Genomic DNA, 25,082 nt, shown 5'->3' with positions numbered 1-25,082 from the left:
TCGATGTTATTTACTTGAGTGAAGCGCCTGCCTATTATTAGTCCACATTACAACTGCAACCGGTCCACTCAAGGTAGAACCCCATGTCCCTGATCAATGAATACCGCGCCACCGAAGAAGCCATCAAGGAACTGCAAGAGCGCCTGAAGAACCTGTCGCAGGACGACAAGCTGAAAAAAGAACTGGAGTTCGAAGGCAAACTGCGCACCCTGATGGGCGAATATCAGAAATCCCTGCGCGACATCATCGCCCTGCTCGATCCGGAAGGCGCCAAGAGCGGCAAGACCGCCCGCGCGGCCAAGCCGGCCAGCGGCAAGCGCGCACGCAAGGTCAAGCAATACAAGAACCCCAACACCGGCGAAGTGATTGAAACCAAGGGCGGCAATCACAAGACCCTGAAAGAGTGGAAAGCCAAGTGGGGCGCCGCCACCGTGGAAAGCTGGGCCACCCTGCTGGGTTAATCACCCGTAGTTTGAAAAAAGCCGGCGGATGCCGGCTTTTTTATTATCTTGCAGTTACCCGCAATAACTCGCCCGCAAACGCTCCATGTGCTCCTGCCAGGCCCGCAATACCGCCTGCTGCGCCTCATCCGCCTGCTGCCACTCCAGCGCCAGGGCGCTCATGAAGTTGTTCAGGGTATTGGGCGCGCCCATTTCCGCCTGTTCCAAGCGCATCCGACAGAATTCCTGCCAGCGCTGCTGCTCGGCGCCGTTCAACGAACCCGGGAAGTTGCGCGCGCGGTAGCGAAACAGTAATTCGGGCAGGCGCATATCGCTGAATGCCCAGTTATCCCGCGCCAATTGCTCGACCGAGGCCTGCCGCACCTGCTCGCACAGACGGCGGTCACGCTCGCCGAGAAATCCCGAGTACAGCTGCTGCTCGGGATCGTCCAGCCCGGCGTACTCCTCGGCGGCATAGATGTCCGCCAGCTTGGCCTGCCAGAGCGGCTGGTTGTCGCGCAGTAAGGAAGCCCTCCGCTCGCACAGGTCCAGGTCCAGCTGCAGCCGCTCGCGGTCTTGCTCCCGCAGCACCTTCAGCGGCGCCACCACCGGGCAGCGGTTGATATGCAGCAGCTTGAGCGGTACCGGCAGCTCGCCCTCGGCCAACTCGTCACGGCGGGTGTAGAGAAGGCGGCGCAGGGTTTCGCCGTCCAACTCCAGCAACGGCTGCGGCTCGGCCTGCAGGTCACAGACGATCAGGGCATTGCGGTTGCTCGGGTGCCAGGCCAGCGGCAGGACCACGGCCAGGTAATGACGATCACCGGCGAAGCGCCCGGACACATGCAGCAACGGCTGCAGCAGGCGGATCTGCTCGGCCACCCGCGCCTTGCTGCGCAGCTGGTAGAGAAAGTCGTACAGGCGCGGCTGGCGCGCGCGCAGCAGGCGCGCCAGGCTGATGGTGGCGCGCACGTCGGACAGCGCATCGTGGGCCTGGCCATGCTCGATGCCGTTGGCCAGGGTCAGCCCCTCTAGCTTGAGCGAAACCCGTCCATCCGCGTCCCGCGGCCATTCGATGCCCTCGGGACGCAGGGCATAGGCCGCACGAACCAGATCGATCAAATCCCAGCGACTGTTGCCGCCCTGCCACTCGCGGGCATAGGGGTCGTAGAAGTTGCGGTACAGGCTGTAGCGGGTCACCTCGTCATCGAAGCGCAGGCTGTTGTAGCCGGCGCCACAGGTGCCGGGCAGGGCCAGTTCGGCATGCACCCGGGCCATGAACTCGGCCTCCACCAGCCCCTTTTCCTCGAGCACCTGCGGCGTGATGCCGGTGATGCGACAGGCCGCCGGGTGCGGCAGGATGTCGTCGGACGGACGACAGTAGAGGTTGAGCGGCGCCCCGATCTCGTTCAGTTGCTCGTCGGTACGGATGCCGGCCACCTGCAATGGGCGATCGCAGCGTGGGTTGATGCCGGTGGTTTCGTAGTCGTACCAGAAGATACTCGCAGACAAGATGGTTCCTCATGGGTGGCAACGCAGCCAGTCTATCACTGCAAGCCGCACGGGCCGCGGCAAGCAAAGCATGATGTCTCTCACGCTGCCTGCCTTGTAGCCGGCATGCCTCAACCGATAGGATGGCCCGATCAGGAAAACCAACCACAAGGACAGTCACGCCATGCACGATTCCACCGCACCCAACCCCTACGCGGCACCGGTCAGCAACCTGCAGGAAGTCTCCAGCAGCCAGACCCCGACCATTGCCGAAGCCCTCAACCGTGGCTATGACTTCCGCATCGGCGACGTCATCGGCGAGTCCTGGCGCCTGGTCAAAGGCACCAAGGGCATCATCTTCGGTGGCCTGGTCATCTTCTATGTGGTCATGTTCGTCGCCACCAGCGTGCTGGGCGCCCTCTTTGGCGCCATCGGCCTGCTCAGCGAGGCCAGCCTCAGCGCCATCCTGGTCGGCCAGTTCGTGATCTCGGTACTGGCCTCGGCCCTGACCTACCCCTTCCTGGCAGGGGTCAACATGGTCGGTATCCGTCGCGCCGCCAACCAGCCTGTCAGTTTCAACGAGGTGTTCAGCGGCCTCGGCCTGTTCGTGCCACTGCTGATTACCGCCGTGGTGATGACCGTCCTGATCTACATCGGCTCGCTGCTCCTGCTGCTGCCCGGCATCTACCTAGGCGTGGCCTACATGCTGGCGATGCCGCTGGTGATCGAGCGCGGCCTGTCACCCTGGCAGGCCCTGGAAACCTCGCGCAAGGCCATCAGCCAGCACTGGTTCAAGGTCTTCGGCCTGTTCCTGGTGCTCGGCCTGATCATGGCGCTGAGCATGATTCCGCTGGGCATCGGCCTGATCTGGAGCATGCCGCTGTTCATCATCAGCATGGGCGTGCTGTACCGCACCATCTTCGGCGTACTGCCGCCGGCCAACTGATTTCACCCGGAAGTTCGGGCCGCCGCGCGGCGGCCCGATTGCCTTGGCACCCTGCTGCTGGCTAGCATCAGGCCTTTCTTCGATGCAGTACCCCGATGCCGTTCACGCCCGCCACCGCCCAGTCCGCTGCCCCAGGCCTGCCCCTGCTGGATACCCGCCTGCTGGTTGAGACGCCCGAGGGCATCGATCTGATCCTCCGTCCCGCCGGCCTGATGCCGCGCGCGCTGGCCTTCGGCATCGACCTGTTGATCCGTGGCGCCATCCTGCTGGCGGCCTTCGTGCTACTCGGCCTGCTCGGTCAGTTCGGCGCTGGCCTGGGCACCATCCTCTACTTCCTGGTCAACTGGTGGTACCCGGTGCTGTTCGAAGTGCTGTACCAGGGCCGCACCCCCGGCAAGAAGGCCATGGGCCTGCACGTGGTGCATGACGACGGCACCCCGGTGGGCTGGGCTGCCTCGCTGACCCGTAACCTGCTGCGCGCGGTGGACATGCTGCCGTTCGCCTACTGCCTGGGCGCGATAAGCTGCCTGAGCCACAGCCAGTTCAAACGCCTCGGCGACCTGGCCGCCGGCACCCTGGTGGTGTATCGCGACGAGGAACCGAAACAGCCGCAGCCGCCCGAGGCGGAGGCCGAGCGCGCGCCCTTCCCGCTCAGCCTGGCCGAGCAACGCGCCGTGCTGGACTTCGCCGAACGCCGCACCAGTCTCTCCACCGCGCGCCGCACCGAGCTGGCGGCGATCCTCGCCGAGCCACTGGACAGCCTGCCGGAACACGCCGAGGCGCGCCTCAACGGCATCGCCCGCAGCCTGTTGGGGTCGGCATGAAGCAGCATCTTTTCGAGCAACGCCACGCAGCCGACTGGCAGGCCTTCGAGCAACGCCTGCAGGCACTGGAACGCGGCAAGGCCGAGCGGCGCGACTGCGAGAGCTTCGCCATCGACTACCGCCACCTCTGCCAACACCTGGCCCTGGCCGAGGAGCGCGGCTACAGCAGCCACCTGATCGACCGCCTGCAGCAACTGGCCAAGCGCGGTCACCAGCAGTTCTATCGCCACCGCAGCCACCTGGGCGCACAGGTCATCGGCTTCGTCATCGCCGGCTTCCCGCAGCTGGTGCGCCGCGAATGGCGCGCCGTGCTGGCCGGCTGCCTGCTGTTCTTCGGCAGCCTGCTCGGCATGGGCCTGCTCACCTGGCAGTTCCCCGAAGTGATCTACAGCCTGATGCCGGCCGAGCAGGTCGGCCAGATGGAGGAGATGTACGACCCGGGCGCGCGGCGCATCGGCCGCTTCGCCGAACGCGACTCCGGCGACGACTGGATGATGTTCGGCTTCTACATCATGAACAACATCGGCATCGCCTTTCAGACCTTCGCCAGTGGCCTGCTGTTCGGCCTCGGCAGCCTGTTCTTCCTGCTCTACAACGGCCTGGTGATCGGCGCCATCGCCGGCCACCTGACGCGCATCGGCTACAGCGAGACCTTCTGGTCCTTCGTCATCGGCCACGGTGCCTTCGAGCTGACCGCCATCGCCCTGGCCGGCGCCGCCGGGCTCAAGCTCGGCTGGGCGCTGCTCGCCCCCGGCCGCCTGCGCCGTGGCGAAGCCCTGCGCCAGGCGGCCGGCCAGGCCATCCAACTGGTCGCCGGGGTCATCCTGTTCCTCCTGATCGCCGCCTTCGTCGAGGCCTACTGGTCGTCCATGACCTACGCCAGCCCGCTGACCAAGTACTGGGTCGGGGCCGGCCTGTGGCTGCTGGTGATCGCCTATTTCCTGCTCGCCGGACGCACCCGCCATGCGCCTGACTGACGCCAGCGTCGCCATCCGCCCGCGCAGCGCCTGGGAAGCCATCGACCTCGGCGTGCTGCTGGCGCGCCGCCACCTGGGCCTGCTGATGGCCAGCTGGGCGCTGCTCACCTTGCCGCTGTTCGTCCTGCTCAGCGCCCTGCTCTGGCAGTACCCGACCGTCGCCGTGCTGCTGTTCTGGTGGCTCAAGCCGGCCTGGGAGCGCCTGCCGCTGCACATCCTGTCGCGCGCCCTGTTCGGCGACACACCGACCCTCAAGGAGGCCTTCCGGGCCCTGCCGCGCCTGCTCAGACCGCAACTGATCGCCAGCCTGACCTGGCGCCGCCTGAGCCCGACACGCAGCTTCGACCTGCCGGTGCTGCAGCTGGAAGGCCTGGCCGGCGAGGCACGCAGCAAGCGCCTGGTGGTTCTGGGGCAACGCTACGCCGGTGGCGCCACCTGGCTGACCGTGCTCGGCGTTCATCTGGAGGCCCTGCTGTCGCTGGGCCTGATCACCCTGCTCTACCTGCTGATCCCGCAGCAGGTACAGATCGACTGGAGCTGGCAGATGCTGCTCGACGCCAGCAGCGGCGAGTGGCTATGGCTGGAGCACCTGTCCAACCTGCTCTACGCTCTGGTCCTGGTGTTCTGGGAACCGATCTACGTGGCCTGCGGCTTCACCCTCTACCTGAATCGCCGCACCGAGCTGGAAGCCTGGGACATCGAGCTGACTTTCCGCCGCCTGCGCCAGCGTCTCACCGGCAGCGCCTATGCCCTGCTGCTGGTCTGCTGCGCCAGCCTGGCCCTGCTGCCGAGCGGCGAGGCCCTGGCGGCCAAGCCGAGCGCCAGCTGCCCGGTACCCTTCGACGATCCCATGGGCCCGGATGCCGCTCGCCTGCTGCTGCAGCCGCTGACCAGCCAGGAAGCGCGCGACGGCATCACCCAGCTGCTCGATGCACCGCCCTTCGAAAACCGCGAGGTGGTGCGGGGTTGGCGTTTCGGCGACGACAGCGCCGAGGAGCCGAGCGAGGAGGAGATCGAGAACCTGATCGAGCTGATCGAGAAGCTGTTCGAGCTCGGCAAGTTCTGGGGCAGCCTCGACCTGCTGGCGCTGTTCTTTGAGGTGCTGCTGTGGGCCGCCCTGGCCCTGCTGGTCGCCCTGCTGCTGTGGCGCTACCGCGAATGGCTGAGCACCTTCGCCGCACGCCTGGGCCTGCCGCAGCGCCCCGCGCGCGAGATGCCGAGCCAGCTGTTCGGCCTGGAGCTGGCTCCGGAGAGCCTGCCCGCGGACGTCGCCGGCGAGGCCGAGCGGCTCTGGGCAGAGCAGCCGCGCGAAGCCCTCGGCCTGCTCTACCGCGCCCTGCTCAGCCGCCTGCTGCATGACTTCCGTCTGCCGCTGAAGGGCTCGCACACCGAGGGCGAGGTACTGCGCCTGGTCGAGACCCTGCAGCGCGAGGACCTGCAACGCTTCAGCCTGGTGCTGACCCGCCACTGGCAGAACCTCGCCTACGGCCACCGCCTGCCGCCGGCCAACCTCGGCCGCGCCCTCGCCGACGGCTGGCGGCGCCTGTTCGCCCCGGGGGCACGGGCATGAGCCGGCCGCTGAAACTCGCCCTCGGCGGCGTGCTGCTGATCGCCCTGGTCTGGCTCGGCCTGCATGCCCTGGCGCGCCTGCAGCCCTACGAGGAAACCATCAAGCACGGTCCCTCGCCCGAGGCGCGCGCCAACGACTACCTGGCCGCCGAGCTGTTCCTGCGCCAGCAGAAGATAGCCGCCACGCGTGCCGAGGGTCTGGAGGTGCTGCGCGACCTACCGCCCGCCGGACACACCCTCATGCTGCTGGCACCGCGCCGCAACATGACGCCGCGCCAGGCCGAGCAGGTGCTGGACTGGACCGCCCGGGGCGGCCATCTGGTGTTCGTCGCCGAGGAGCTGTGGGACGAGGAAGAGGAGCGCAGCGGCGACCTGCTGCTGGACGCCCTTGGCGTGCAGCAGTTCAGCACCTACGAGCTGGACGAGGAAGACGACCAGGAATCCGCTGCCGAGAATGAGGAAGCGGCCGAGCCCACACCTGAGTCCGGCGCCGAGGCGACGGCTGCGCAAGACACGGAAGAGGACCGCTATCCGGAGCTGACCAAGATCTATCTGGAGAACGAGGAAGCGCCGGCCTACGTCGAATTCGACACCGAGTACCACCTGTTCGATGCCGAGAACCGCGCCTACGCCTGGGCCAACAGCGGCGACGCCACCCACATGCTGCAGCTCGAGCACGGCAAGGGGCTGGTCACCGTGCTGACCGACGCCTGGCTGTGGCAGAACGACAGGATCGGCGACCACGACAATGCCTGGCTGCTCTGGTACCTGACCCAGGACAGCGTCGTGACCCTGATCTACAACGCCCAGCGCGACGACCTGTTCAGCCTGCTGCTCAAGCACTATCCCGCCGCGCTGGCGGCGCTGGCCCTGCTCATCGGCCTGCTGCTGTGGCATGTCGGCCTGCGCCACGGCCCGCTGCAGGGGCAACCCGCGCCGGCGCGCCGGCAGCTGGAGGAGCACCTGCGCGCCGGCGCCGACTTCCTCCTGCGGCGTGCCGGCCAGCAGCACCTGCTGGCCAACCTGCAACGCGACATCCAGCGCCGCGCCCGCCATCGCCACCCCGGCTTCGAACGCCTGCCGGTGGCCGAGCAGTGGCAGGTGCTCGGCCGCCTCACCCGCTTACCCACCGCCGCCATCAGCCAGGCCATGCGCCCGCTGCCGGCGCAGCGGCTGTCCGCCGCCGACTTCACCCGCCAGGTCGCCAACCTGCAAACCCTCAGGAATGCCCTATGAGCGAACACACGCCGGAACAACCCAGCACCACTAGCGCCGCCCCCGCCGCCGCGGCACCCGCGGCCAACCCGGCCGGCCAGCAGCGCCAGCGCGCCAGCCAGATGCTCCAGGCCCTGCGCCTGGAACTGCAGAAGGCCGTGGTCGGCCAGCGCGAGGTGGTCGACGACGTGCTCACCGCGCTGATCGCCGGCGGCCACGTGCTGGTCGAGGGCGTGCCGGGCCTGGGCAAGACCCTGCTGGTGCGCGCCCTGGCCAAGTGCTTCGGCGGCGAGTTCGCGCGCATCCAGTTCACCCCGGACCTGATGCCCAGCGACGTCACCGGCCACGCCGTGTACGACCTGCAGTCCGAGCAGTTCAAGCTGCGCAAGGGCCCGGCCTTCACCAACCTGCTGCTGGCCGACGAGATCAACCGCGCCCCGGCCAAGACTCAGGCGGCCCTGCTGGAGGTCATGCAGGAGCGCCAGATCACCCTGGAAGGCCGCGCCCTGCCGGTGCCGCAGCCGTTCCTGGTGCTGGCCACGCAGAACCCCATCGAGCAGGAAGGCACCTACCCGCTGCCGGAGGCCGAGCTGGACCGCTTCATGCTCAAGCTGCGCATGGACTACCCGCAGGCCGACGAGGAACTGAGCCTGGTACGCCAGGTGACCCGCTCGGCCAAGGCCGACATGCTCGAGGTGGCGCCGCTGCGCACCCTGCTGCAGGCCAAGGACGTGCTGGCCCTGCAGAAGATCGCCAGCGAACTGCCGATCGACGACCAGGTGCTCGACTACGCCGTGCGCCTGGCCCGTGCCACCCGCAGCTGGCCGGGCCTGGCCATGGGTGCCGGGCCGCGCGCCTCGATCGCCCTGGTGCGTGGCGGCCGCGCCCGCGCCCTGCTGCGCGGCGGCGACTTCGTGCTGCCGGACGACATCAAGGCCTGCGCCCTGGCCGTGCTGCGTCATCGCGTGCGCCTGGCGCCGGAGCTGGACATCGAGGGCCTGTCGGTGGACCAGGTGCTGCAGCAGCTGCTCGACCAGGTTCCGGCGCCGCGCCTGTGACGATCGCCCGCGCATGAAACCATCCCGCCTGCTCCTCGGCCTGCTCGGCGGCCTGCTGGTTCTGGCCATCGCTCTCGGCAGCCTGCCGCTGCTCGGCATCAGGCTGCCGCAGACCCTGCAGCCGCTGTGGTGGGGCCTGCTGCTGGCCCTGCTGCTGCTCGCTGGTCTGGACGCCCTGTGGCTGCGCCGGCAGCCCACCCCGCGCCTGCAGCGCCAGCTGCCCGGCAACCTGCCGCTAGGGCGCTGGAGCGAGGTGCGCCTGACCCTGCACCACGACTATCGCCAGCCGCTGGTCATACAGGCCTTCGACCATCTGCCGGAGCACATGGACTTCGAGTTCCTGCCCCAGTCGGTGGCGCTGCATCCGGGCGAGCAGACCGAGTTCGGCTACCGGGTGCGCCCGCTCAGGCGCGGCCACTTCCGATTCCCCCGCTGCGAACTGCTGCTGCCCAGCCCGCTGCGCCTGTGGCAGGCACGGCGCTTCGTCGAGCAGGCCAGCGAGACCCGTGTCTACCCCGACTTCGCCCGCCTCTACGGTGCCCAGCTGATGGCGGTGGACGACTGGCTCAGCCAGCTCGGCGTACGCCAGCGCCAGCGCCGCGGCCTGGGCCTGGAGTTCCACCAGCTGCGCGAGTTCCGCGACGGCGACACGCTGCGCCAGATCGACTGGAAGGCCACCGCGCGCAAGCGCACGCCGATCGCCCGCGAGTACCAGGACGAGCGCGACCAGCAGATCGTCTTCCTGCTCGACTGCGGCCGCCGCATGCGCAGCCAGGACGACGAGCTGGCGCACTTCGACCACGCCCTCAACGCCTGCCTGCTGCTCAGCTACGTGGCCCTGCGCCAGGGCGACGCGGTGGGCCTGGCGACCTTCGCCGGCAACCAGGACCAGTACGTGCCGCCGCTCAAGGGCCAGGCCCACATCGGCACCCTGCTCAACGCCGTGTATGCCCTCGACAGCACCCGCCGGCCGGCCGACTACGCGGCGGCGATCAACGCCCTGCTCGCCCGCCAGCGCCGTCGCGCCCTGGTGGTGCTGGTGACCAACCTGCGCGACGAGGACGACGAGGAGCTGCTCGGCGCGGTCAGGCGCCTGGGCCGCCAGCACCGGGTGCTGGTCGCCAGCCTGCGCGAGGAAGTGCTCGATCGCCTGCGTCACAGCCAGGTGCAGGACTACGAGCAGGCCCTGGCCTACTGCGGCACGGTCGATTACCTGAATGCGCGCGCCGGCCTGCACGAGCGCCTGCTGGCCCACGGCGTGCCGGTGCTGGATGCGCGGCCGAAGGAGCTGGGGCCGGAGCTGGTCAGCCGCTACCTGGCCTGGAAGAAGGCCGGGGTGCTGTAGGCGCGGGTCGCTCAGCCGAGCAGGATGATCGACCAGACCAGGGCGATCAGCACCAGTGAGGTCAGCTGGGCGGCACTGCCCATGTCCTTGGCGTTCTTCGACAGCGGGTGGCGCTCCAGGGAGATGCGGTCGATGGCCGCCTCCACCGCCGAGTTGAGCAACTCGACGATCAGCGACAGCAAGCCCGCCGCCACCATCAGCGCGCGCTCCACCGGACTGACGTCGAGCCAGAAGGCCAGCGGAATCAGCACCGCGTTGAGCAGCACCAGCTGGCGGAAGGCAGCTTCGCCGGTGAAGGCGGCGCGCAGGCCGTCCAGCGAATAGCCGGCGGCATTGAGGATACGTTTCAGGCCGGTCTGGCCCTTGAATGGCGACATGGGGAAGGCAATCCGTGAATGACTCGCCGCGCATTGTAGCGGCGAGCGGCCCACAAGGGGCCTACTGCTGGGCCGGCACCGACTCCATCTGCTGCAGCAGCAGCGCCGCCTGGGTGCGGGTGCGCACGCCGAGCTTGCGGAAGATGGCGGTGACATGGGCCTTGATGGTGGCCTCCGAGACACTCAGCTCGAAGGCGATCTGCTTGTTCAGCAGGCCCTCGCAGACCATGGTCAGGACGCGGAACTGCTGCGGCGTCAGGCTGGCCAGGCCGGCGCTGGCGGCCTTGGCCTCGGCCGACACGCTGACCGCTTCGAAGGCCTGCGGCGGCCACCAGACCTCGCCATCGAGCACCTGGCGCACGGCCTGCTGGAGGGTTTCCAGCGGGCTGGACTTGGGAATGAAGCCGCTGGCGCCGAACTCACGGGCACGCGCCACCACGGCGGCCTCCTCCTGGGCGGAAATCATCACCACGGGGATCTGCGGATACTGCCCGCGCAGCAGCACCAGGCCGGAAAAGCCATAGGCGCCAGGCATGTTGAGGTCGAGCAGGACCAGGTCCCAGTCGGCCTTCTCGGCCAGGCGGGCCTCCAGCTCGGCGATGCTGGCCGCTTCCACCAGGCGCACGTCCGGCCCCAGGCCCAGGGTCAGCGCCTGGTGCAGGGCGCTGCGGAACAACGGGTGGTCGTCGGCGATGAGAATCTCGTATGCGGCCATGGGCGTTCCCCGTTGTTGTTGTGGGCCGGATCAGCAAGCGGCGCCAAGCATGCCGAGCCATGACGGGGTGGTCAAGTTCCGCGCTTTGCGGCAAAGTCGCCAGTTTTTCCGAGCGAGATCCGCCATGCGAAGCCAAGCCCTGCGCGCCGACCTGTTGATGCTGCTGACCGCGATGATCTGGGGCTCCGCCTTCGTCGCCCAGCGCCTGGGCATGGACGCCATCGGCCCCTTCCTCTACACCGGCCTGCGCTTCACCCTGGCCTGCCTGGCCCTGTTGCCGCTGGTGCTCTGGCTGGGCCGTCGCGAGCAGGGACAGAAGCGCGAGCCAGTCAACCGCGGCCTGCTGCTCGGCGGTCTGACCATGGGCCTGGCGCTGGCGCTGGGGATCAACCTGCAACAGGTCGGCCTGCTGTTCACCAGCGTGACCAACTCCGGCTTCATCACCGGCCTGTATGTCATCGTAGTCCCGCTGCTCGGCCTGGTCATCGGCCAGCGCACCGGCATGGGCACCTGGCTGGGCGCCGGCCTGGCGGTGGTGGGCATGTTCCTGCTCAGTGTCGGCGAGGGCTTCCAGGTCGCCTCCGGCGACTGGCTGCAGCTGGCCGGTGCCTTCGTCTGGGGCGTGCACGTACTGCTGGTGAGCTTCTTCGCCAGCCGCCACGACCCGCTGCGCCTGGCCCTGCTGCAGTTCGCCACCTGCGCGCTGATCAGCCTGCTGCTGGCGCTGGTGCTGGAGGAAATCCGCCTGGAGGCCATCCTCGCCGCCGGCCCGGCCATCCTCTATGGCGGCCTGTTCGGCGTGGCCGTCGGCTTCACCCTGCAGGTGGTGGCGCAGAAGCATGCGATCGCCTCGCATGCCGCCATCATCCTGTCGCTGGAGGCGGTGTTCGCCGCCATCGCCGGCGCCCTGCTGCTGGGCGAGGCCCTGGCGCTCAAGGGCTACTTCGGCTGTGCGCTGATGTTCGCCGGCATGCTGCTCGCCCAACTCTGGCCGAAGAAGGCCTGAGCGCCTGCGCCGCCGAATAGAGCGCGGCGCAGAGGTCTCAGAGGAAAGGCTTGAGCGCCTGGTGCGCCGGGCTCTGCTCGTCCAGCACGCGACGGTGCTTGGCACCCAGATAGCGCTCGGTGAACAGGTCCAGCCAGGCATCCAGGGCTCCGGCGACACGGCGCTCGCCGGCCAGCTCCAGGCACAGCGCCGCCACTTCGGCGGTGCACAGGTGCTCGTCGCGCTTGGAGCGGCGCAGGCGATAGCGCGACAGCTGCTCGGGCTTCAGGCTGAGCACCGGGAAGCGGTTCAGGTAGGGACTCTTGCGGAACATCTTGCGCGCCTCGGTCCAGGTGGCGTCGAGCAGGATGAACAGCGGACGCTGGCCCGGCGCCAGGGGCGGTAGTTCCTCGATCACCCGTTCGGGCTCGGCGTATTCACCGGGGAACACCACGCAGGGGGCGTACTGCGGGTCGTCCAGCAATGCCAGCAGGTGTGGGTCGACCGCGGTGCGCTGCCAGCCGAAGGCGTGGGTGTCGGCCACCAGATCGGCGATCAGCCAGCCGGTATTGCTCGGCTTGAGCGCCTCCACGTCGTACATCAGCAGGCACATCGCCGCCCGCGCCTCGACCCGCGGACGCCAGGCACACAGGCAGTAGGCGGGGATCACCCGGCAGTCCGGGCAGCGCTCGGAGCGCGAGCCCCGCGACACGAAGGGCTTGAGGCTGCGCGCCAGGCGCTCGGCACGCAGGCGGGCGACGGCATGGCTCATGACGGACTCCGGGTAAAAGGCGCGCAGTCTACCCTTGCCTCCGCCACCGGGTAAGATGGAACACCGGCGAACCCGACCGACGCCAAGCGGTCGAAGGCCGCACCGCACCTTCTGGAGATCCTCATGCCGCGTCTCGTCACCCTGCTCGCTCTCGCCCTGTTCCTGCCCGCCACCCAGGCCGCCTCGCTGGGCGAGTACGAGCTGAACCTGATGCTCGAGGAAGTGGCCAAGCAGAGCAATGTCGGCACGCCACGGGCGATCAATGCCGACATCCTCGACCAGGGCTACACGGTGGAGGGCGGCATGCTGATCAACCAGCTCAGCGTGCGCGCGGCCCATGCCGCGCAGATGCGCGCCAACCCGGCCAGCGTGCGCGACCAGCTGGCCGCCAGCGTCTGCGGCAACCCCGGCTACCGCCAGCTGCTCAGCCGGGGCGCCGTGCTGCGCTACCAGTTCAGCGAATATCCGGGCAACCAGCCGGTGGCCGACGAGCGCTTCGCCAAGGCCGACTGCGGCCTGCAGTAGCGCTCAGCTCTCGCCGGTGCGGCGCTGTTCGTCGTCGGCACGCAACTCGGCGAGCAGCGCCTCCATGTAGCGCGAGCGACGCACGCCACCCTCGAGGCGCCGCAGGCATTCATCCTCCAGGCTCAGGCCGTTGCTCCGTGCGGCCTGCACCAGCAGGCGATACAGCTCCAGGTCCAGCTCCAGCGTCAACTTGGGCATACCTGCCCCTCCCGTCCATGACCCTCAGCGCAGGCAATGCGGGTCGCCCCTGCCCTCCACCGCGGCCAGCTCCTCGCCACGCAGCAGGGCTGACGGTGGCAGCCCCAGCAGGCGGCTCGCCGCACGCAACACGTGCGCCCAGCTACAGGCATTGGCGAACAGCATGCCCGCCTCGTCCAGGGTGCCGCCGCGGTTGCGATAGCCCAGCACGGCGCAGCGCTCGGCCTGGGCCAGGATCGGCCACAGGTGCCCCCGCGCCACCTCGCCACGCATGTGGGTCAGCAACAGACGCTTGCAGCCGGCCGGGAACAGCGTTTCCACCAGCGACTGCGGCGCCACCACCTGTGCTTCCCAGGTATCGCGCGGCGCACGGAAGCGCCCCGGTTCCTGCAAGTAAATCAGACGCCAGGCGCGCCCCGCCTCGCTCAGACGAACGGCGGCGCGGCGCAGCTCGGCCAGCTGGTAGCTGCCGGTGGCGATCAGCAGCAGCGGGTCCTCGCCCTCATGGCGGTCCAGCTCCAGGGCGCCGTCGCGCGCCAGCTGCTCGGCCTGCGCCGGGCTCATCTCACAGGGCCGCTCGCGCTTGGGCACGACCAGGCAGGCCAGCTGGCCGCGCGCCCGGTAGATGCCGGGCAGCAGGGCCAGCAGGGCATTGTGATCGGCGGGGAACAGCACCCGCACCATGTCGCTCATCTCGCCCAGCAGCGCCTCGCAGAAGCCGGTGTCCTGGTGCGACTGCTGGTTCTTGCCGTTCTCCCAGGTGTGCGAGGTGGCCACCAGCGGCCAACCGAGCCAGCCGGCCGGTCGCCCGGCCTCCTTCTGCAAGCGGGCGAAGATCAGGCTCTGGCGGACCGCACCGAGCATCTTCACGCAGAACGCCTCGTAGCTGGCCACCAGGTTCAGCCCCCCCTGGTTGGCCAGGCAGGCGGACACCACCGCCTCCTCGTTGAGCGCGGTGATCACCGCGCCATGCACCGATTCCAGCTCGCTCTCCGGCTGGCTGACCCGATGGCGCAGCGCCTTGAGCACACCGCCGAGGCGATTGCTGGCCAGCTCGTCGGGGTTGCCCACCCGCGGCCGCAGCTCGGGGTTGGCCGCCACCAGGTCGACGAAGAAACCATCCAAGGCGGCCATCGGCGAGGCCGGCGCCGCGCGGTAGGCGAGCGGCGGCAGACGCGGCAGCTCGGGGTGGCGGCAGGCCAGGGCGGTATCGCGCTCCAGCGGCCGCTCGCCCTGGCGCAGCAGGTCGGCGGCGGCGAACAGTTCGTCCGGCGCCACCCAGAGCGCGGCGGCGGCCTGGTTGAACTGGCCGCGGGCGTCTTCGTCGAGCCGCGGACAGGCCGCCAGCGGCAGGTTGTGCGCGGCGTTGCTGCCGGCGCCGGGAAAGCCGAAGCCCTTCACCGTCTCGGCGATGCCGTAGGGCATCGGCAGCGGATAGTCGAGCACCCCGTTGCGCAGCTCCTGCACCCGATGGCTCAGGCGCTGCTCCATTTCCCACAGGGCGCAGACGAAGGCGGCCGGGTCGCGACCGTCGAACAGCAGCGGATCGAAGCCGCACAGGCGCAGGTGCTGGCGAAAACCTTGCAACCCCTCCAGGGTGCCCAGCTCGGTGCGCTGTTCGATGCGCCGGCCGTTGGCGATCATCACCGGCAGGGCCGCACCGCAGTCCTCGGCACGCCACCAGCGGGGCATCCAGTCGCTGCCGCGCTGCTCCTCGGCGGCACCGTCGGAGAGGAAAGCCACCAGGGTTTCACCGGGCTGCGGCATGTGCGCATACATCAGCTCGGCGAAGCCGAGGTAGCCCCCCTCGGTGATGCCGCCGGCGGTGTGCGGGTTGACATGGCTGCCGAGCGGCACCGCGACGCTGCCGTCGGCGGCCTGGGCGTAGCCGTAGAAGTCGGCGACCAAGCGGCTCATGCCGGCCTCGTCGCGGCCGTAGCGCTGCGCCTGCTCGGCGTGCTGGTTGGCGCTCAGCAGGTTGAGCGCCTCGATGGCCGCCACGCAGTGGCCCTGCCCCATCAGCCAGGCGCGGGTACGCCCGCTCAGGGCGTTGAGCGCCAGGTATCCGGCATAGGCCGGCACCATGTTCAGGGCGCCGCCGGTATGCCCCTCGGGCACCGGCTTGAAGTCCTCTGCCGCCAGCGCCGCGCCATCCAGGCGCACCCGCTGCGCATAGGTCATGTGCACCACCAGCCAGAGGCCGGCGCAGGTCAGCAGGTCGAGCGCGCGCAGGCGTCGGTAGACCGCCTCCAGACTGGGCTGCAGGCCGGCCTGGACCAGCTGGTGGGCCAAGCGGAAGACCGCCGCGCGGGTTTCCGGACTATGCTGAACGGGTCCCCGCCCCTGCTGCCAGAGGGCGAAGGCGGGCTCGGCCTGGGCGTGAGCGTTGAGTTCCTGCAGGCTGGGCAATAGCTGGGACATGGCTCGGCTCCTCGTGTCTGCTGCCAGTCTAGGCAGGCCACCGTGCCCGAGTGCTGACCTGCATCAAGACGCGCTGACGCGCCAGGGTGCAACCTGCCAGCCATCATCGTGAAGAAGGACTCTCCATGGCTCTGCTCAGCTTTCTCGGCGCCATCCAGCAAGTCACCGGCTCCCGCTACCTGATCGAAAGCCGCGACGGCGCGCGGGTGCTGCTCGAATGCGGCCTGCGTCAGGGGCGCCGCGAGGATGAGGAAGGCAACCGCCAGCCCTTCCCCTTCGACCCGCTGACGCTGGACGCGGTGGTGGTTTCCCACGCCCACCTGGACCACACCGGCCTGCTACCCAAGCTGGTGAAGGACGGCTACCGCGGGCCGATCTTCGCCACCGAAGCCTCCTGCGCGCTGATGGAACTGATGCTGCTGGACGCCGCGCACCTGCAGGAGAAGGACGCCGAGTGGGAGAACAAATGGCGCGCACGCCTGGGCAAGGCGGCGATCGAGCCGCTCTACACCACCCGCGATACCGAGCGGGCCCTGCAGCTGCGCCGCCCTCTGCCCTATGGCCGGGCCACCGAAGTGGCCAAGGGCGTGCAGGTGACCTACCACGATGCCGGCCACATCCTCGGCTCGGCCATCGTCGAGGTGGAGGTGCAGGACCACCATCTGCAGCGCCGCCTGGTGTTCTCCGGCGACCTCGGCAACACCTGTTCGCCACTGATGCACGACCCGGCCATCCTCGACCGCGCCGACGTGGTGCTGCTCGAGTCCACCTACGGCGACCGCGACCACCGCCGCAGCGAGGACACCCTCGACGAGCTGGCCGGCATCCTGCAGCAGGCCCATCGCGACGGCGGTAATGTGCTGATTCCCTCCTTCGCCGTCGGTCGCACCCAGGACCTGATCTACTACCTGGGCCGTTTCTATCAGGAGGGACGCCTGCCACAGCAGGCGGTGTTCCTCGACAGCCCCATGGCGATCCGCGCCAACGCCATCTACTCGCGCTTCCACGAGCAGTTCAACCCGGTCGATCGCGCCGCCCTGCAGGCCAAGGGGGTCAGGCGCGTCGAGGACTGGCTGCCGGTGCTGCGCTGCACCGAGTCGCCGGAAGAGTCGATGGCGATCAACCGGGTCAAGAGCGGTGCCGTCATCATCGCCGGCAGCGGCATGTGCACCGGCGGACGCATCGTCCATCACTTCAAGCACAACCTCTGGCGCAGCGAATGCCACCTGGTGTTCCCCGGCTTCCAGGCCCGTGGCACCCTCGGCCGCGCCATCGTCGACGGCGCCAGCACGGTGAAGCTGCTGCACCAGCGCATCGCCGTGAGGGCCCAGGTTCACACCCTCGGCGGCTTCTCGGCGCATGCCGGGCAATCGCAGCTGCTGGACTGGGTCGCCCACTTCGAGCACCGCCCCGAGCTGTACCTGGTACATGGCGAGCTGGAGAAGATGCAGACCCTGCAACAGGCCCTGCGCCAGCGCCTGAACTGGATCGCCAACATCCCCGAACCGGGCGAGCAGATCGCCCTGTGACGCCGCACGGCGCCTGAGCCCCGAGTCATCCGGTTACAAAAGCCCCTGGGTTGCCCTGCAACCCGGGGCGTCTTTTGTCCGTCATAACGTCATGGTCCGGGCCATACTCTCAGACAGGGTCTGGCGCCACAGGACGTGGCCGCGACCGGACCTGCATCAGAAGAAGGAGAAGTCTATGCCTTACGAACCGGACGATTACCTGTCCCGGCACTTCCAGACCAGCGGAGTCGACCTCAGCAGCCACATCGAGCAACTCACCGCCCTGGTCGTCCCGCCTGCCAGCCCCAACCTGCCGCTGTACCGCGAAATGCTCACCACCGTGATCCGCATGGCCCAGGCCGACCGCAACCGCTGGGACGCCAAGATCATGTTGCAGACCCTGCGCGAGATGGAGCTGGCCTTCAGCACCCTCGAACAGTTCAAGCGCCGGCGCAAGGTCACGGTATTCGGCTCGGCGCGCACGCCCGCCGACCATCCGACCTACCGCCTGGCCCGCGAACTGGGCCAGACCCTGGCCCGCCTCGACCTGATGGTGATCACCGGCGCCGGCGGCGGCATCATGGCTGCCGCCCACGAAGGCGCCGGCCTGGAAAACAGCCTGGGCTTCAACATCACCCTGCCCTTTGAGCAGGGCGCCAACGACGTGGTCAACGGCAGTGCCCACCTGCTGTCGTTCCACTTCTTCTTCCTGCGCAAGCTGTTCTTCGTCAAGGAAGCCGATGCCCTGGTGCTCTGCCCCGGCGGTTTCGGCACCCTGGACGAGGCGCTGGAGGTGATGACCCTGATCCAGACCGGCAAGAGTCCACTGGTGCCCATCGTGCTGCTGGACGAACCGGGTAGCAGCTACTGGGAGCACTTCCAGGACTTCCTGCGCATGCAGCTGCAGGAACGCCGCTACATACTGCCCAGCGACCTGCAGCTGGTGCGTCTGGTGCACAGTGCCGAAGAGGCCGGCCAGGAGATCGCCCGCTTCTATCGCAACTTCCACTCCTCGCGCTGGCTCAAGGACAGCTTCGTGGTACGCATGAACCACCCGCTCAACCAGGCCGCGCTGGCAACCCTCAACAAGGAATTCGCCGACCTCTGCCTGGACGGCGGCTACCTGCAGCAACCCTACTGCGAGGCGGAGAGCGACGAGCCGGAGCTGTGCGAACTGACGCGCCTGGCCTTCCGCTTCAACGCCCGCGACCACGGTCGCCTGCGTGAGTTGGTGGACTTCATCAACCTGCCGCAGAACTGGGCGCAGAACGCCTAGCCGGCACGACCTGGCACAGACGCTGAAAAAACGGAGCCCGAAGAGGGGACGCTTCGGGCTCTAAGGGGAAATCAATCCAGGCTGGCGCCGCGCAGCAGACGACCTATCTGCTCCTGGGAAAAACCGCGGTAGCCGAGAAAACGCGCCTGCTTGGCCTTCTCGCGCATGTCCTGCGGCAACTGGCCGGCGAACTTGCGCTGCCACAGTTCGCGCAGCTGCTCGCCCCAATCCACCTCGGCCTCGCTCAGCGCCTGCTCGATGGCCGGTCTGGGCAGGCCGCGCTGGGCCAGTTCCTCGCGAATGCGCATGGGCCCGTAACCGGCCCGTGCACGGCTGGCCACGAAGGACTCCAGGTAGCGCGCCTCGGACAACAGGCCCTCCTCGGCCAGACGCTCGAGGGCGGCCGCGATCAGCTCATCCGGCGCGCCGCGCTGGCGCAGCTTGCGGGTCAGTTCGACCCGGCCATGCTCACGCCTGGCCAGCAGGTCCATGGCGGCGCGGCGCACGGCGACCGGCGTATCCAGCACAGCGCCCATGGCCGTCGACTCAGACGTCCAGATCGGCCATCTCGTCGGCGTCTTCCTCGACCGCACCGCGCGCCGCAGCGGAATCCACCAGCAGCTTGTCGCGGATGATCTTCTCGATGGCGCCACCCACTTCCGGGTTGTCTTCCAGGTACTTGGCGGCGTTGGCCTTGCCCTGGCCGATCTTGTTGCCCTGGTAGCTGTACCAGGCGCCGGACTTCTCGACCAGACCCAGCTGCACGCCCAGGTCGATGATCTCGCCGGTGCGGTAGATGCCCTTGCCGTACATGATCTGGAACTCGGCCTGGCGGAACGGCGGGGCCACCTTGTTCTTCACCACCTTGACGCGGGTTTCGCTGCCGACCACCTCGTCGCCTTCCTTCACCGCGCCGGTGCGACGGATGTCCAGGCGCACCGAGGCGTAGAACTTGAGGGCGTTGCCACCGGTGGTGGTTTCCGGGTTGCCGAACATCACGCCGATCTTCATGCGGATCTGGTTGATGAAGATGACCAGGCAGTTGGCGTTCTTGATGTTGCCGGTGATCTTGCGCAGCGCCTGGCTCATCAGGCGGGCCTGCAGGCCGACGTGGGAATCCCCCATCTCGCCCTCGATCTCGGCCTTGGGCACCAGCGCGGCCACGGAGTCGACGATGATCACATCCACCGCATTGGAGCGCACCAGCATGTCGGTGATCTCCAGGGCCTGCTCGCCGGTGTCCGGCTGCGACACCAGCAGGTCGTCGACGTTGACGCCCAGCTTGCCGGCGTAGTCCGGGTCCAGCGCGTGCTCGGCGTCGACGAAGGCGCAGGTGGCGCCCGCTTTCTGGGCTTCGGCGATGACCGACAGGGTCAGGGTGGTCTTGCCCGAGGATTCCGGACCGTAGATCTCGACGATCCGGCCCTTGGGCAGGCCGCCGATGCCGAGCGCGATGTCGAGGCCGAGGGAGCCGGTGGAGATGGCCGGGATGGCCTGGCGCTCGTGGTCGCCCATGCGCATCACGGCACCCTTGCCGAACTGCTTCTCGATCTGGCCCAGGGCGGCCGCCAACGCGCGCTTCTTGTTCTCGTCCATTTCCATCCTCACGTGATCAAAGGGAGCCGTACGCTCGCCAACAACTGTATAAGTAGACAGTAGTATTCCATAAGGCAAATCGCTCGCCTACCCCTGAACCGGATTTTCTCCTGCCGCCAGTCGGAGCAAGCCCTGCAGCGCCCGTTCGACCGTCTGCCGGCGCACCGCCTCGCGGTCCCCGGCGAACTGGCAGCGCTCGGCGAAGCTGCGCTCGCCGTCGGCCCAGGCCAGCCACACCGTGCCCACCGGCTTTTCCGCCGAGCCGCCGTCGGGGCCGGCGATGCCGCTGACCGCCACGGCGAAGCGCGCGCCGCTGTGGCGTCGGGCACCGGCGACCATGGCCTCCACCACTTCGCGACTGACCGCACCGACACGCGGGAACAGCTGCGCGGGCACGCCGAGCTGGGCAGTCTTCTGGGCATTGGAATAGGTGACGTAGCCGGCCTCGAACCAGGCCGAGCTACCCGCGATGCGGGTGATGGCCTCGGCGATGCCGCCGCCGGTACAGGACTCGGCGGTGCTGACCTGGGCGCTCAGGGCCTTGAGCCGAGCCCCCAGCTGCTCGGCCAACGACGTGATGGAGTCCATGTGCTCTCCGGGAGGTTCGGGCAGGCTGGCTACCCTACACCAGGCGGCCTGGCGATTGCAGCGGGGCAGATCGATATGAATGGCCTTTCAGGCCCAATGATGCAGCTCCACTCATGAAAGCGAGAATAAGAGACCGGACTTGATTCGTTAAACAGAAATCCATTCCAGGCCCCTCAATGAGACTTGGGGTGGAGTCCAGAGGCTACCGAAGCCAGGAGCAACGGCATGATAAGTTGCCAGCCTTGAAGCTGACGAAGCCTGAGTGTGTACGACAACGCTCGGAACCTGGGCAACATCAACCGACCCCAGGCAGTTTTCTCCCGCAAGGCTCTGTCACTTGTCGCCGGGGCATAGATCAATCAGCGCCCGCTACTTTCTCTGTGTCTACCCGAACCTCGCTATGGATGATCGAGCCGCCAGGCGCTATGGTCGCAGCAACTGACAGCAGCCCCGCACATAACCCGCCATGCCCCTGATCACCACCGATATTCAACAGTGCGCCACCCGCCTGCGCGGCGGCAGCCTCGTCGCCATGCCCACGGAAACCGTCTACGGCCTGGCCGCCGATGCCTGCCAGCCGGCGGCGGTGGAGCAGGTCTTCGCCCTGAAGGGGCGGCCGAGCAGCAACCCGCTGATCGTGCACCTGGCCAGCGCCGAGCAGGTCGGCCAGTGGGCCGCCGAGGTTCCACCGGCCGCGCGACGGCTGATGGACGCCTGCTGGCCGGGGCCGCTGACCCTGGTGCTGCCGGCCCGTGACGAAGTCTCGCGCAGCGTCACCGCCGGCCAGGACAGCGTGGCCCTGCGCGTGCCGGCGCACCCGAGCGCGCAGGCGCTGCTCGCGGCCTTCGGTGGAGGCCTGGTGGCGCCCTCGGCCAACCGCTACATGTCGATCAGCCCGACCAGCGCCGAGCATGTGGCGCAGCAGTTCGCCGGCAGCGACCTGTGGATTCTCGACGGCGGTCCCTGCCAGGTGGGCCTCGAGTCGAGCATCGTCAGCCTGTTGCCGGGCGACAGCCCGCGCCTGCTGCGCCGCGGCATGCTCGGCCAGGATCGGCTGGAGGCGTTGCTTGGCGAGCCGCTGGAAGGCAAGGCCGGCGCCGTGCGCGCGCCCGGCCAGCACCATCGCCACTACGCGCCCAGCACCACGACCCTGGCCTTCGTGAAGGCACCTGCCGAGGCCCTTGCCTCGCCGCGCTGCGGCTGGCTCTGGTGTGGGCGCGCGCAGCCCAGCCAGGGGCCGGCCCTGGACCTGGGCGATGAGCCGCAGGCCTATGCCGCACGCCTGTATGCCGCGCTCTACCAGCTCGATGCGTTGGGCCTGGAGCGCCTGTATATCCAGCTACCGCCGCTGCAGGACGCCTGGGCCGCGGTGCACGACCGTCTGAGTCGCGCCAGCCAGCGCCTGGACTGAGAGGCTCAAGCCGGCAGCGTCGGGGTCTCCAGCGGTATCTCGGCGAAACGGCTGAAGGCCAGCGCGGCCGGCGATGGATTCTTGGTGCGCCAGCGCACCAGGTACCAGCGGTTAGGAATGGGGAAGCCTTCCACATCCAGCTCCACCAGATTGCCCGGCGCGGTGTGGATCAGCGTGTGCCGCGACAGGATGGCGATGCCCAGGCCGGCGGCGACCGACTCCTTGATCGCCTCGTTGCTCTCGATGGTCATCTGCGGCCTGAGGCTCCAGCCAAAGCGGGCGAAGTGCTCCTCGATGGCCAGGCGCGTGCCGGAGCCCGGTTCGCGGCTGAGGAAGGGTTCCGCCGCCAGTTGCTCCCAGCGCAGGCACTGGCCGGCGAGGCGATGCCCGGCCGGGGCGATCACCACCAGCGGGTTGTCGGCCAAGGGCACCACGTCCAGGTCCAGGTGCCGCGGCGGCTGGCTGAATACATAGAGGTCGTCGCGGTTGTCCTCCAGGCGGCGGATCACTTCCGAGCGGTTGGCGATGTTCAGCTCCACCTCGACCTGCGGGTACTGCCGGCAGAACGGGCCGAGCAGGCGCGGCACCAGGTACTTGGCGGTGGTCACCGCGCCGAGGCGCAGCTGTCCGGCGGTCAGGCCATTGAGCTGGGCCAGGCGCATCTCCAGATGATCGAGGGCATCGAAGATCTCCCTTGCCCCGGCCTGCACCTCGCGTCCGGCATCGGTCAGGTGCAGGCGCTTGCCCAGCTGCTCGAACAGGTTCATGCCCAGGGCCTGCTCCAGCTTGGTGATCTGCGTCGACACCGAGGGCTGGGCCAGGTGCAGGGCGCGCGCCGCCTCCGTCACGCTGAGGCGCTCGGCCACGGCGAGGAAGGTTTCCAGTTGGCGAAAGGTGGTCTGGCGGGTGTGAAAGCGCGGTCTTTTCATAGTCAATAAGCGATGGTTTTGTAATTGATAATCTATTTTTGACTATAGCTTCGGCTGGTGAAAATGCCTGCGTCTCCCTCAGCAGGAATCATCGCCATGTCTGCCGCTCTTGCCCCCCATGGGCATCATGCCGCCCAGTCCCTGGCGCGGTGTGTCGCCTTCCTCACCTGCCATGACAAGACCCGCCTGGTGGTCGAGGCGCTGGCACCGCTGGGCTTCGCCATCGAAGCGGTCAGCAGCTACGACACCGACCACTTCGGCACCTTCAGCCGCGAGGTGCCGCGCAGCGGCAGCGCCCATGACACGGCGCTGGCCAAGGCCAGGCTGGCCTGCTCGCTGAGCGGAATGCGCTACGGCCTGGGCAGCGAGGGCAGCTTCGCCCGCGACCCGCACCTGGGCTGGATGCCCTGGGACTACGAGATCCTCTGCCTGTGGGATGCCCAGCTGCAGTACCCGGTGTTCGCCCTGGCCGGCTCGGGGGCGACCAACTACGCCCAGGCCGAGGTCGACAGCCTGCAGGCCGCCGAGGCCTTCATGCAGCGTGCGCGCTTTCCCGAGCATGCGCTGATCCTCGGGCGCCCCGGCGAGGCCTGGTTCCGCAAGGGCATTCGCCAGCGCGATTGGTTGCTCGGGCAGCTGGAATGGTTGCTGGCGCGCGAGCCGAGCGTCTGGCTGGAAACCGATATGCGTGCCCACCTCAACCCCCTGCGCCAGGCAGTGATCCGTGAGGCGGCTACGCAGTTGGCGCAACGTCTGGCCAGTCTCTGTCCGCATTGCGCGGCCCCTGGTTTTGCCGTGGTGCGCAGCGAGCCCGGCCTGCTCTGTGCCGACTGTGGCCTGGGCACGCCGCTGGCGGCGGCGCACATCTGGGCCTGCCCGGCCTGCCAGCACGAGGAACGCCGCCCCGTCAGCCAACTGGCCAGTGCCGGCCACTGCGAGCAATGCAATCCATGAATGCCTTCGCCCCCAGCGTTTCCCGTCTGACCCACCTGCGTGCCCTCGAGGCCGAGGCCATCCACATCCTGCGCGAGGTGGTGGCGGTGATGCGCAACCCCTGCCTGTTCTATTCGATCGGCAAGGACTCCACCGTGCTGCTGCACCTGGCGCGCAAGGCGTTCTTTCCCGGCCCGCTGCCGTTTCCGCTGCTGCATGTCGACACCGGCTGGGAATTCCACGAGATGGGCCGGTTCCGCGACCGCCTGGCCGCGCGCCTGGGCCTGGACATGCGCGTGCACATCAACCCCGACGGCGCGCGGCTGAACATCACGCCGTTCTCCGTGGGCTCGGCCAAGTACACCGACATCATGAAGACCGAGGCGCTCAAGCAGGCGCTGGCGCAGTACGGTTTCGACGCCTGCTTCGGTGGCGCCCGGCGCGACGAGGAAAAGTCGCGGGCCAAGGAGCGTGTGTGCTCCTTCCGCGATCCGCACCAGCGCTGGGACCCCAAGCAGCAGCGCCCCGAGCTGTGGCAGTTGTACAACACCCGGATCAACGCCGGCGAAAGCCTGCGGGTGTTCCCGCTGTCGAACTGGACCGAGCTGGATATCTGGCAGTACATCCACCTGGAGAACATCGAGATCGTCGACCTCTACCGCGCGGCGCCGCGCCCGGTGGTGGAGCTGCACGGCACATTGATCTGCGTGGACGACGAGCGGCTGCTGGAGCACCTCACGCCCGAGCAGCGCGCCGGCATCCAGACGCGCTGGGTACGTTTCCGCACCCTCGGCTGCTACCCGCTGACCGGTGCGGTGGAGTCGCAGGCGCAATCGCTGCCGGAGATCATCCAGGAGATGCTGCTGACCCGCACGTCCGAGCGCCAGGGGCGGGTCATCGACCATGACCAGGAAGGCTCGATGGAGAAGAAGAAAATCGAGGGTTACTTCTAGCCACTCCAGCGCCTGTTGCCACAGCCGAGGCCG

25 protein-coding genes are annotated in these 25,082 nt (G+C 68.4%); 15 read left to right on the top strand and 10 right to left on the bottom strand.

Features of this window, described 5'->3' with window-relative positions; translation table 11 throughout:
* Window positions 1-83: 83 nt before the first annotated feature.
* Window positions 84-461 (top strand): histone-like nucleoid-structuring protein MvaT, encoded by a 378-nt coding sequence (mvaT, locus tag DMO17_RS05785; protein ID WP_110681557.1) that lies wholly within the window; start codon window positions 84-86, stop codon window positions 459-461.
* A gap of 54 nt (window positions 462-515) precedes the next feature.
* Here mvaT and sbcB read toward each other — a convergent pair whose 3' ends face one another.
* Complete coding sequence (sbcB, locus tag DMO17_RS05780) at window positions 516-1,949, bottom strand: exodeoxyribonuclease I (protein WP_110681556.1); 1,434 nt, start codon at window positions 1,947-1,949, stop codon at window positions 516-518.
* 163 nt (window positions 1,950-2,112) lie between these two features.
* Between sbcB and DMO17_RS05775 the strand changes: the two genes are divergently transcribed.
* The 7 genes from DMO17_RS05775 (at window position 2,113) to DMO17_RS05745 (ending at window position 9,862) form a co-directional block, all read left to right on the top strand.
* Window positions 2,113-2,874 (top strand): hypothetical protein, encoded by a 762-nt coding sequence (locus DMO17_RS05775; protein WP_110681555.1) that lies wholly within the window; start codon window positions 2,113-2,115, stop codon window positions 2,872-2,874.
* Window positions 2,875-2,969: 95 nt separating this feature from the next.
* Complete coding sequence (locus DMO17_RS05770; protein WP_110681554.1) at window positions 2,970-3,698, top strand: RDD family protein; 729 nt, start codon at window positions 2,970-2,972, stop codon at window positions 3,696-3,698.
* Entirely contained in the window at window positions 3,695-4,675 is a 981-nt protein-coding gene (locus DMO17_RS05765) for a stage II sporulation protein M (protein WP_110681553.1), read from the top strand. Before DMO17_RS05770 ends, DMO17_RS05765 begins: the two co-directional genes overlap by 4 nt.
* Entirely contained in the window at window positions 4,662-6,245 is a 1,584-nt protein-coding gene (locus tag DMO17_RS05760; RefSeq protein WP_110681552.1) for a DUF4129 domain-containing protein, read from the top strand. Before DMO17_RS05765 ends, DMO17_RS05760 begins: the two co-directional genes overlap by 14 nt.
* Entirely contained in the window at window positions 6,242-7,480 is a 1,239-nt protein-coding gene (locus DMO17_RS05755; RefSeq protein ID WP_110681551.1) for a DUF4350 domain-containing protein, read from the top strand. The genes DMO17_RS05760 and DMO17_RS05755 overlap by 4 nt, the downstream gene beginning before the upstream one ends.
* Entirely contained in the window at window positions 7,477-8,517 is a 1,041-nt protein-coding gene (locus DMO17_RS05750; RefSeq protein WP_110681550.1) for an AAA family ATPase, read from the top strand. The genes DMO17_RS05755 and DMO17_RS05750 overlap by 4 nt, the downstream gene beginning before the upstream one ends.
* Window positions 8,518-8,530: 13 nt before the next feature.
* On the top strand, window positions 8,531-9,862 hold the full coding sequence (locus tag DMO17_RS05745) for a DUF58 domain-containing protein (protein ID WP_110681549.1): 1,332 nt from the start codon (window positions 8,531-8,533) through the stop codon (window positions 9,860-9,862).
* An 11-nt stretch (window positions 9,863-9,873) separates the two neighbouring features.
* Here the strand turns inward: DMO17_RS05745 and DMO17_RS05740 are convergent, their stop codons facing one another.
* Window positions 9,874-10,239 carry a diacylglycerol kinase gene (locus DMO17_RS05740; protein WP_110681548.1) on the bottom strand — a complete coding sequence of 122 codons (366 nt, stop codon included), beginning with the start codon at window positions 10,237-10,239 and terminating at the stop codon, window positions 9,874-9,876.
* A 61-nt stretch (window positions 10,240-10,300) separates the two neighbouring features.
* A complete protein-coding gene (gene erdR, locus DMO17_RS05735) occupies window positions 10,301-10,954 on the bottom strand; it encodes a response regulator transcription factor ErdR (RefSeq protein WP_110681547.1) in 654 nt (217 codons plus the stop codon).
* A gap of 124 nt (window positions 10,955-11,078) precedes the next feature.
* Here erdR and DMO17_RS05730 point away from each other — a divergent pair, with 124 nt between their 5' ends.
* Window positions 11,079-11,960, top strand: a complete 882-nt coding sequence (locus DMO17_RS05730; protein WP_110681546.1) for a DMT family transporter — start codon at window positions 11,079-11,081, stop codon at window positions 11,958-11,960.
* Between the two features lie 37 nt (window positions 11,961-11,997).
* Here DMO17_RS05730 and DMO17_RS05725 read toward each other — a convergent pair whose 3' ends face one another.
* Window positions 11,998-12,711 carry a tRNA-uridine aminocarboxypropyltransferase gene (locus DMO17_RS05725; RefSeq protein WP_110681545.1) on the bottom strand — a complete coding sequence of 238 codons (714 nt, stop codon included), beginning with the start codon at window positions 12,709-12,711 and terminating at the stop codon, window positions 11,998-12,000.
* 123 nt (window positions 12,712-12,834) lie between these two features.
* On the opposite strand from DMO17_RS05725, the gene DMO17_RS05720 reads away from it, so the two are divergent.
* Window positions 12,835-13,236 (top strand): quorum-sensing-regulated virulence factor family protein, encoded by a 402-nt coding sequence (locus DMO17_RS05720; protein WP_110681544.1) that lies wholly within the window; start codon window positions 12,835-12,837, stop codon window positions 13,234-13,236.
* Window positions 13,237-13,239: 3 nt separating this feature from the next.
* Here DMO17_RS05720 and DMO17_RS05715 read toward each other — a convergent pair whose 3' ends face one another.
* Together DMO17_RS05715 and DMO17_RS05710 are read right to left on the bottom strand one after the other, a co-directional pair.
* Window positions 13,240-13,434 carry a hypothetical protein gene (locus DMO17_RS05715; RefSeq protein ID WP_110681543.1) on the bottom strand — a complete coding sequence of 65 codons (195 nt, stop codon included), beginning with the start codon at window positions 13,432-13,434 and terminating at the stop codon, window positions 13,240-13,242.
* Between the two features lie 24 nt (window positions 13,435-13,458).
* Window positions 13,459-15,855, bottom strand: coding sequence for a phosphoketolase family protein (locus DMO17_RS05710; RefSeq protein ID WP_110681542.1), 2,397 nt, complete (start codon window positions 15,853-15,855; stop codon window positions 13,459-13,461).
* Window positions 15,856-15,980: 125 nt separating this feature from the next.
* Between DMO17_RS05710 and DMO17_RS05705 the strand changes: the two genes are divergently transcribed.
* Complete coding sequence (locus DMO17_RS05705) at window positions 15,981-17,384, top strand: MBL fold metallo-hydrolase RNA specificity domain-containing protein (RefSeq protein WP_110681541.1); 1,404 nt, start codon at window positions 15,981-15,983, stop codon at window positions 17,382-17,384.
* Window positions 17,385-17,559: 175 nt separating this feature from the next.
* Entirely contained in the window at window positions 17,560-18,639 is a 1,080-nt protein-coding gene (locus DMO17_RS05700; protein ID WP_110681540.1) for an LOG family protein, read from the top strand.
* A 71-nt stretch (window positions 18,640-18,710) separates the two neighbouring features.
* On the opposite strand, the gene recX is transcribed toward DMO17_RS05700, so the two are convergent.
* The 3 genes from recX to DMO17_RS05685 all read right to left on the bottom strand — a co-directional run bounded on the left by recX (window position 18,711) and on the right by DMO17_RS05685 (window position 20,823).
* On the bottom strand, window positions 18,711-19,175 hold the full coding sequence (gene recX, locus DMO17_RS05695; RefSeq protein ID WP_110681539.1) for a recombination regulator RecX: 465 nt from the start codon (window positions 19,173-19,175) through the stop codon (window positions 18,711-18,713).
* A gap of 10 nt (window positions 19,176-19,185) precedes the next feature.
* The gene (recA, locus tag DMO17_RS05690) at window positions 19,186-20,235 is read right to left on the bottom strand and encodes a recombinase RecA (protein ID WP_110681538.1); all 1,050 of its coding nucleotides are present in this window, start codon (window positions 20,233-20,235) and stop codon (window positions 19,186-19,188) included.
* Between the two features lie 87 nt (window positions 20,236-20,322).
* Window positions 20,323-20,823, bottom strand: coding sequence for a CinA family protein (locus DMO17_RS05685; RefSeq protein WP_110681537.1), 501 nt, complete (start codon window positions 20,821-20,823; stop codon window positions 20,323-20,325).
* Window positions 20,824-21,289: 466 nt separating this feature from the next.
* On the opposite strand from DMO17_RS05685, the gene DMO17_RS05680 reads away from it, so the two are divergent.
* Complete coding sequence (locus tag DMO17_RS05680) at window positions 21,290-22,234, top strand: L-threonylcarbamoyladenylate synthase (protein ID WP_110681536.1); 945 nt, start codon at window positions 21,290-21,292, stop codon at window positions 22,232-22,234.
* Between the two features lie 5 nt (window positions 22,235-22,239).
* Here DMO17_RS05680 and DMO17_RS05675 read toward each other — a convergent pair whose 3' ends face one another.
* Complete coding sequence (locus tag DMO17_RS05675; RefSeq protein WP_110681535.1) at window positions 22,240-23,163, bottom strand: LysR family transcriptional regulator; 924 nt, start codon at window positions 23,161-23,163, stop codon at window positions 22,240-22,242.
* Between the two features lie 96 nt (window positions 23,164-23,259).
* Between DMO17_RS05675 and DMO17_RS05670 the strand changes: the two genes are divergently transcribed.
* Complete coding sequence (locus DMO17_RS05670; protein ID WP_110681534.1) at window positions 23,260-24,117, top strand: DUF6671 family protein; 858 nt, start codon at window positions 23,260-23,262, stop codon at window positions 24,115-24,117.
* Complete coding sequence (cysD, locus tag DMO17_RS05665; RefSeq protein ID WP_110681533.1) at window positions 24,114-25,049, top strand: sulfate adenylyltransferase subunit CysD; 936 nt, start codon at window positions 24,114-24,116, stop codon at window positions 25,047-25,049. The genes DMO17_RS05670 and cysD overlap by 4 nt, the downstream gene beginning before the upstream one ends.
* The last annotated feature ends 33 nt before the right edge of the window (window positions 25,050-25,082 follow it).

The sequence above is a fragment of the Aquipseudomonas alcaligenes genome (assembly GCF_003205495.1).
Classification (GTDB): Bacteria; Pseudomonadota; Gammaproteobacteria; order Pseudomonadales; family Pseudomonadaceae; genus Aquipseudomonas; species Aquipseudomonas alcaligenes_B.
This window is presented reverse-complemented; position numbering and strand designations above follow the sequence as displayed.

Coding starts and splice junctions, on each gene's coding strand:
- mvaT (WP_110681557.1), top strand. CDS start 84: ATGTCCCTGATCAATGAATACCGCGCCACCGAAGAAGCCATCAAGGAA.
- DMO17_RS05775 (WP_110681555.1), top strand. CDS start 2,113: ATGCACGATTCCACCGCACCCAACCCCTACGCGGCACCGGTCAGCAAC.
- DMO17_RS05770 (WP_110681554.1), top strand. CDS start 2,970: ATGCCGTTCACGCCCGCCACCGCCCAGTCCGCTGCCCCAGGCCTGCCC.
- DMO17_RS05765 (WP_110681553.1), top strand. CDS start 3,695: ATGAAGCAGCATCTTTTCGAGCAACGCCACGCAGCCGACTGGCAGGCC.
- DMO17_RS05760 (WP_110681552.1), top strand. CDS start 4,662: ATGCGCCTGACTGACGCCAGCGTCGCCATCCGCCCGCGCAGCGCCTGG.
- DMO17_RS05755 (WP_110681551.1), top strand. CDS start 6,242: ATGAGCCGGCCGCTGAAACTCGCCCTCGGCGGCGTGCTGCTGATCGCC.
- DMO17_RS05750 (WP_110681550.1), top strand. CDS start 7,477: ATGAGCGAACACACGCCGGAACAACCCAGCACCACTAGCGCCGCCCCC.
- DMO17_RS05745 (WP_110681549.1), top strand. CDS start 8,531: ATGAAACCATCCCGCCTGCTCCTCGGCCTGCTCGGCGGCCTGCTGGTT.
- DMO17_RS05740 (WP_110681548.1), bottom strand. CDS start 10,239: ATGTCGCCATTCAAGGGCCAGACCGGCCTGAAACGTATCCTCAATGCC.
- erdR (WP_110681547.1), bottom strand. CDS start 10,954: ATGGCCGCATACGAGATTCTCATCGCCGACGACCACCCGTTGTTCCGC.
- DMO17_RS05730 (WP_110681546.1), top strand. CDS start 11,079: ATGCGAAGCCAAGCCCTGCGCGCCGACCTGTTGATGCTGCTGACCGCG.
- DMO17_RS05725 (WP_110681545.1), bottom strand. CDS start 12,711: ATGAGCCATGCCGTCGCCCGCCTGCGTGCCGAGCGCCTGGCGCGCAGC.
- DMO17_RS05720 (WP_110681544.1), top strand. CDS start 12,835: ATGCCGCGTCTCGTCACCCTGCTCGCTCTCGCCCTGTTCCTGCCCGCC.
- DMO17_RS05715 (WP_110681543.1), bottom strand. CDS start 13,434: ATGCCCAAGTTGACGCTGGAGCTGGACCTGGAGCTGTATCGCCTGCTG.
- DMO17_RS05710 (WP_110681542.1), bottom strand. CDS start 15,855: ATGTCCCAGCTATTGCCCAGCCTGCAGGAACTCAACGCTCACGCCCAG.
- DMO17_RS05705 (WP_110681541.1), top strand. CDS start 15,981: ATGGCTCTGCTCAGCTTTCTCGGCGCCATCCAGCAAGTCACCGGCTCC.
- DMO17_RS05700 (WP_110681540.1), top strand. CDS start 17,560: ATGCCTTACGAACCGGACGATTACCTGTCCCGGCACTTCCAGACCAGC.
- recX (WP_110681539.1), bottom strand. CDS start 19,175: ATGGGCGCTGTGCTGGATACGCCGGTCGCCGTGCGCCGCGCCGCCATG.
- recA (WP_110681538.1), bottom strand. CDS start 20,235: ATGGACGAGAACAAGAAGCGCGCGTTGGCGGCCGCCCTGGGCCAGATC.
- DMO17_RS05685 (WP_110681537.1), bottom strand. CDS start 20,823: ATGGACTCCATCACGTCGTTGGCCGAGCAGCTGGGGGCTCGGCTCAAG.
- DMO17_RS05680 (WP_110681536.1), top strand. CDS start 21,290: ATGCCCCTGATCACCACCGATATTCAACAGTGCGCCACCCGCCTGCGC.
- DMO17_RS05675 (WP_110681535.1), bottom strand. CDS start 23,163: ATGAAAAGACCGCGCTTTCACACCCGCCAGACCACCTTTCGCCAACTG.
- DMO17_RS05670 (WP_110681534.1), top strand. CDS start 23,260: ATGTCTGCCGCTCTTGCCCCCCATGGGCATCATGCCGCCCAGTCCCTG.
- cysD (WP_110681533.1), top strand. CDS start 24,114: ATGAATGCCTTCGCCCCCAGCGTTTCCCGTCTGACCCACCTGCGTGCC.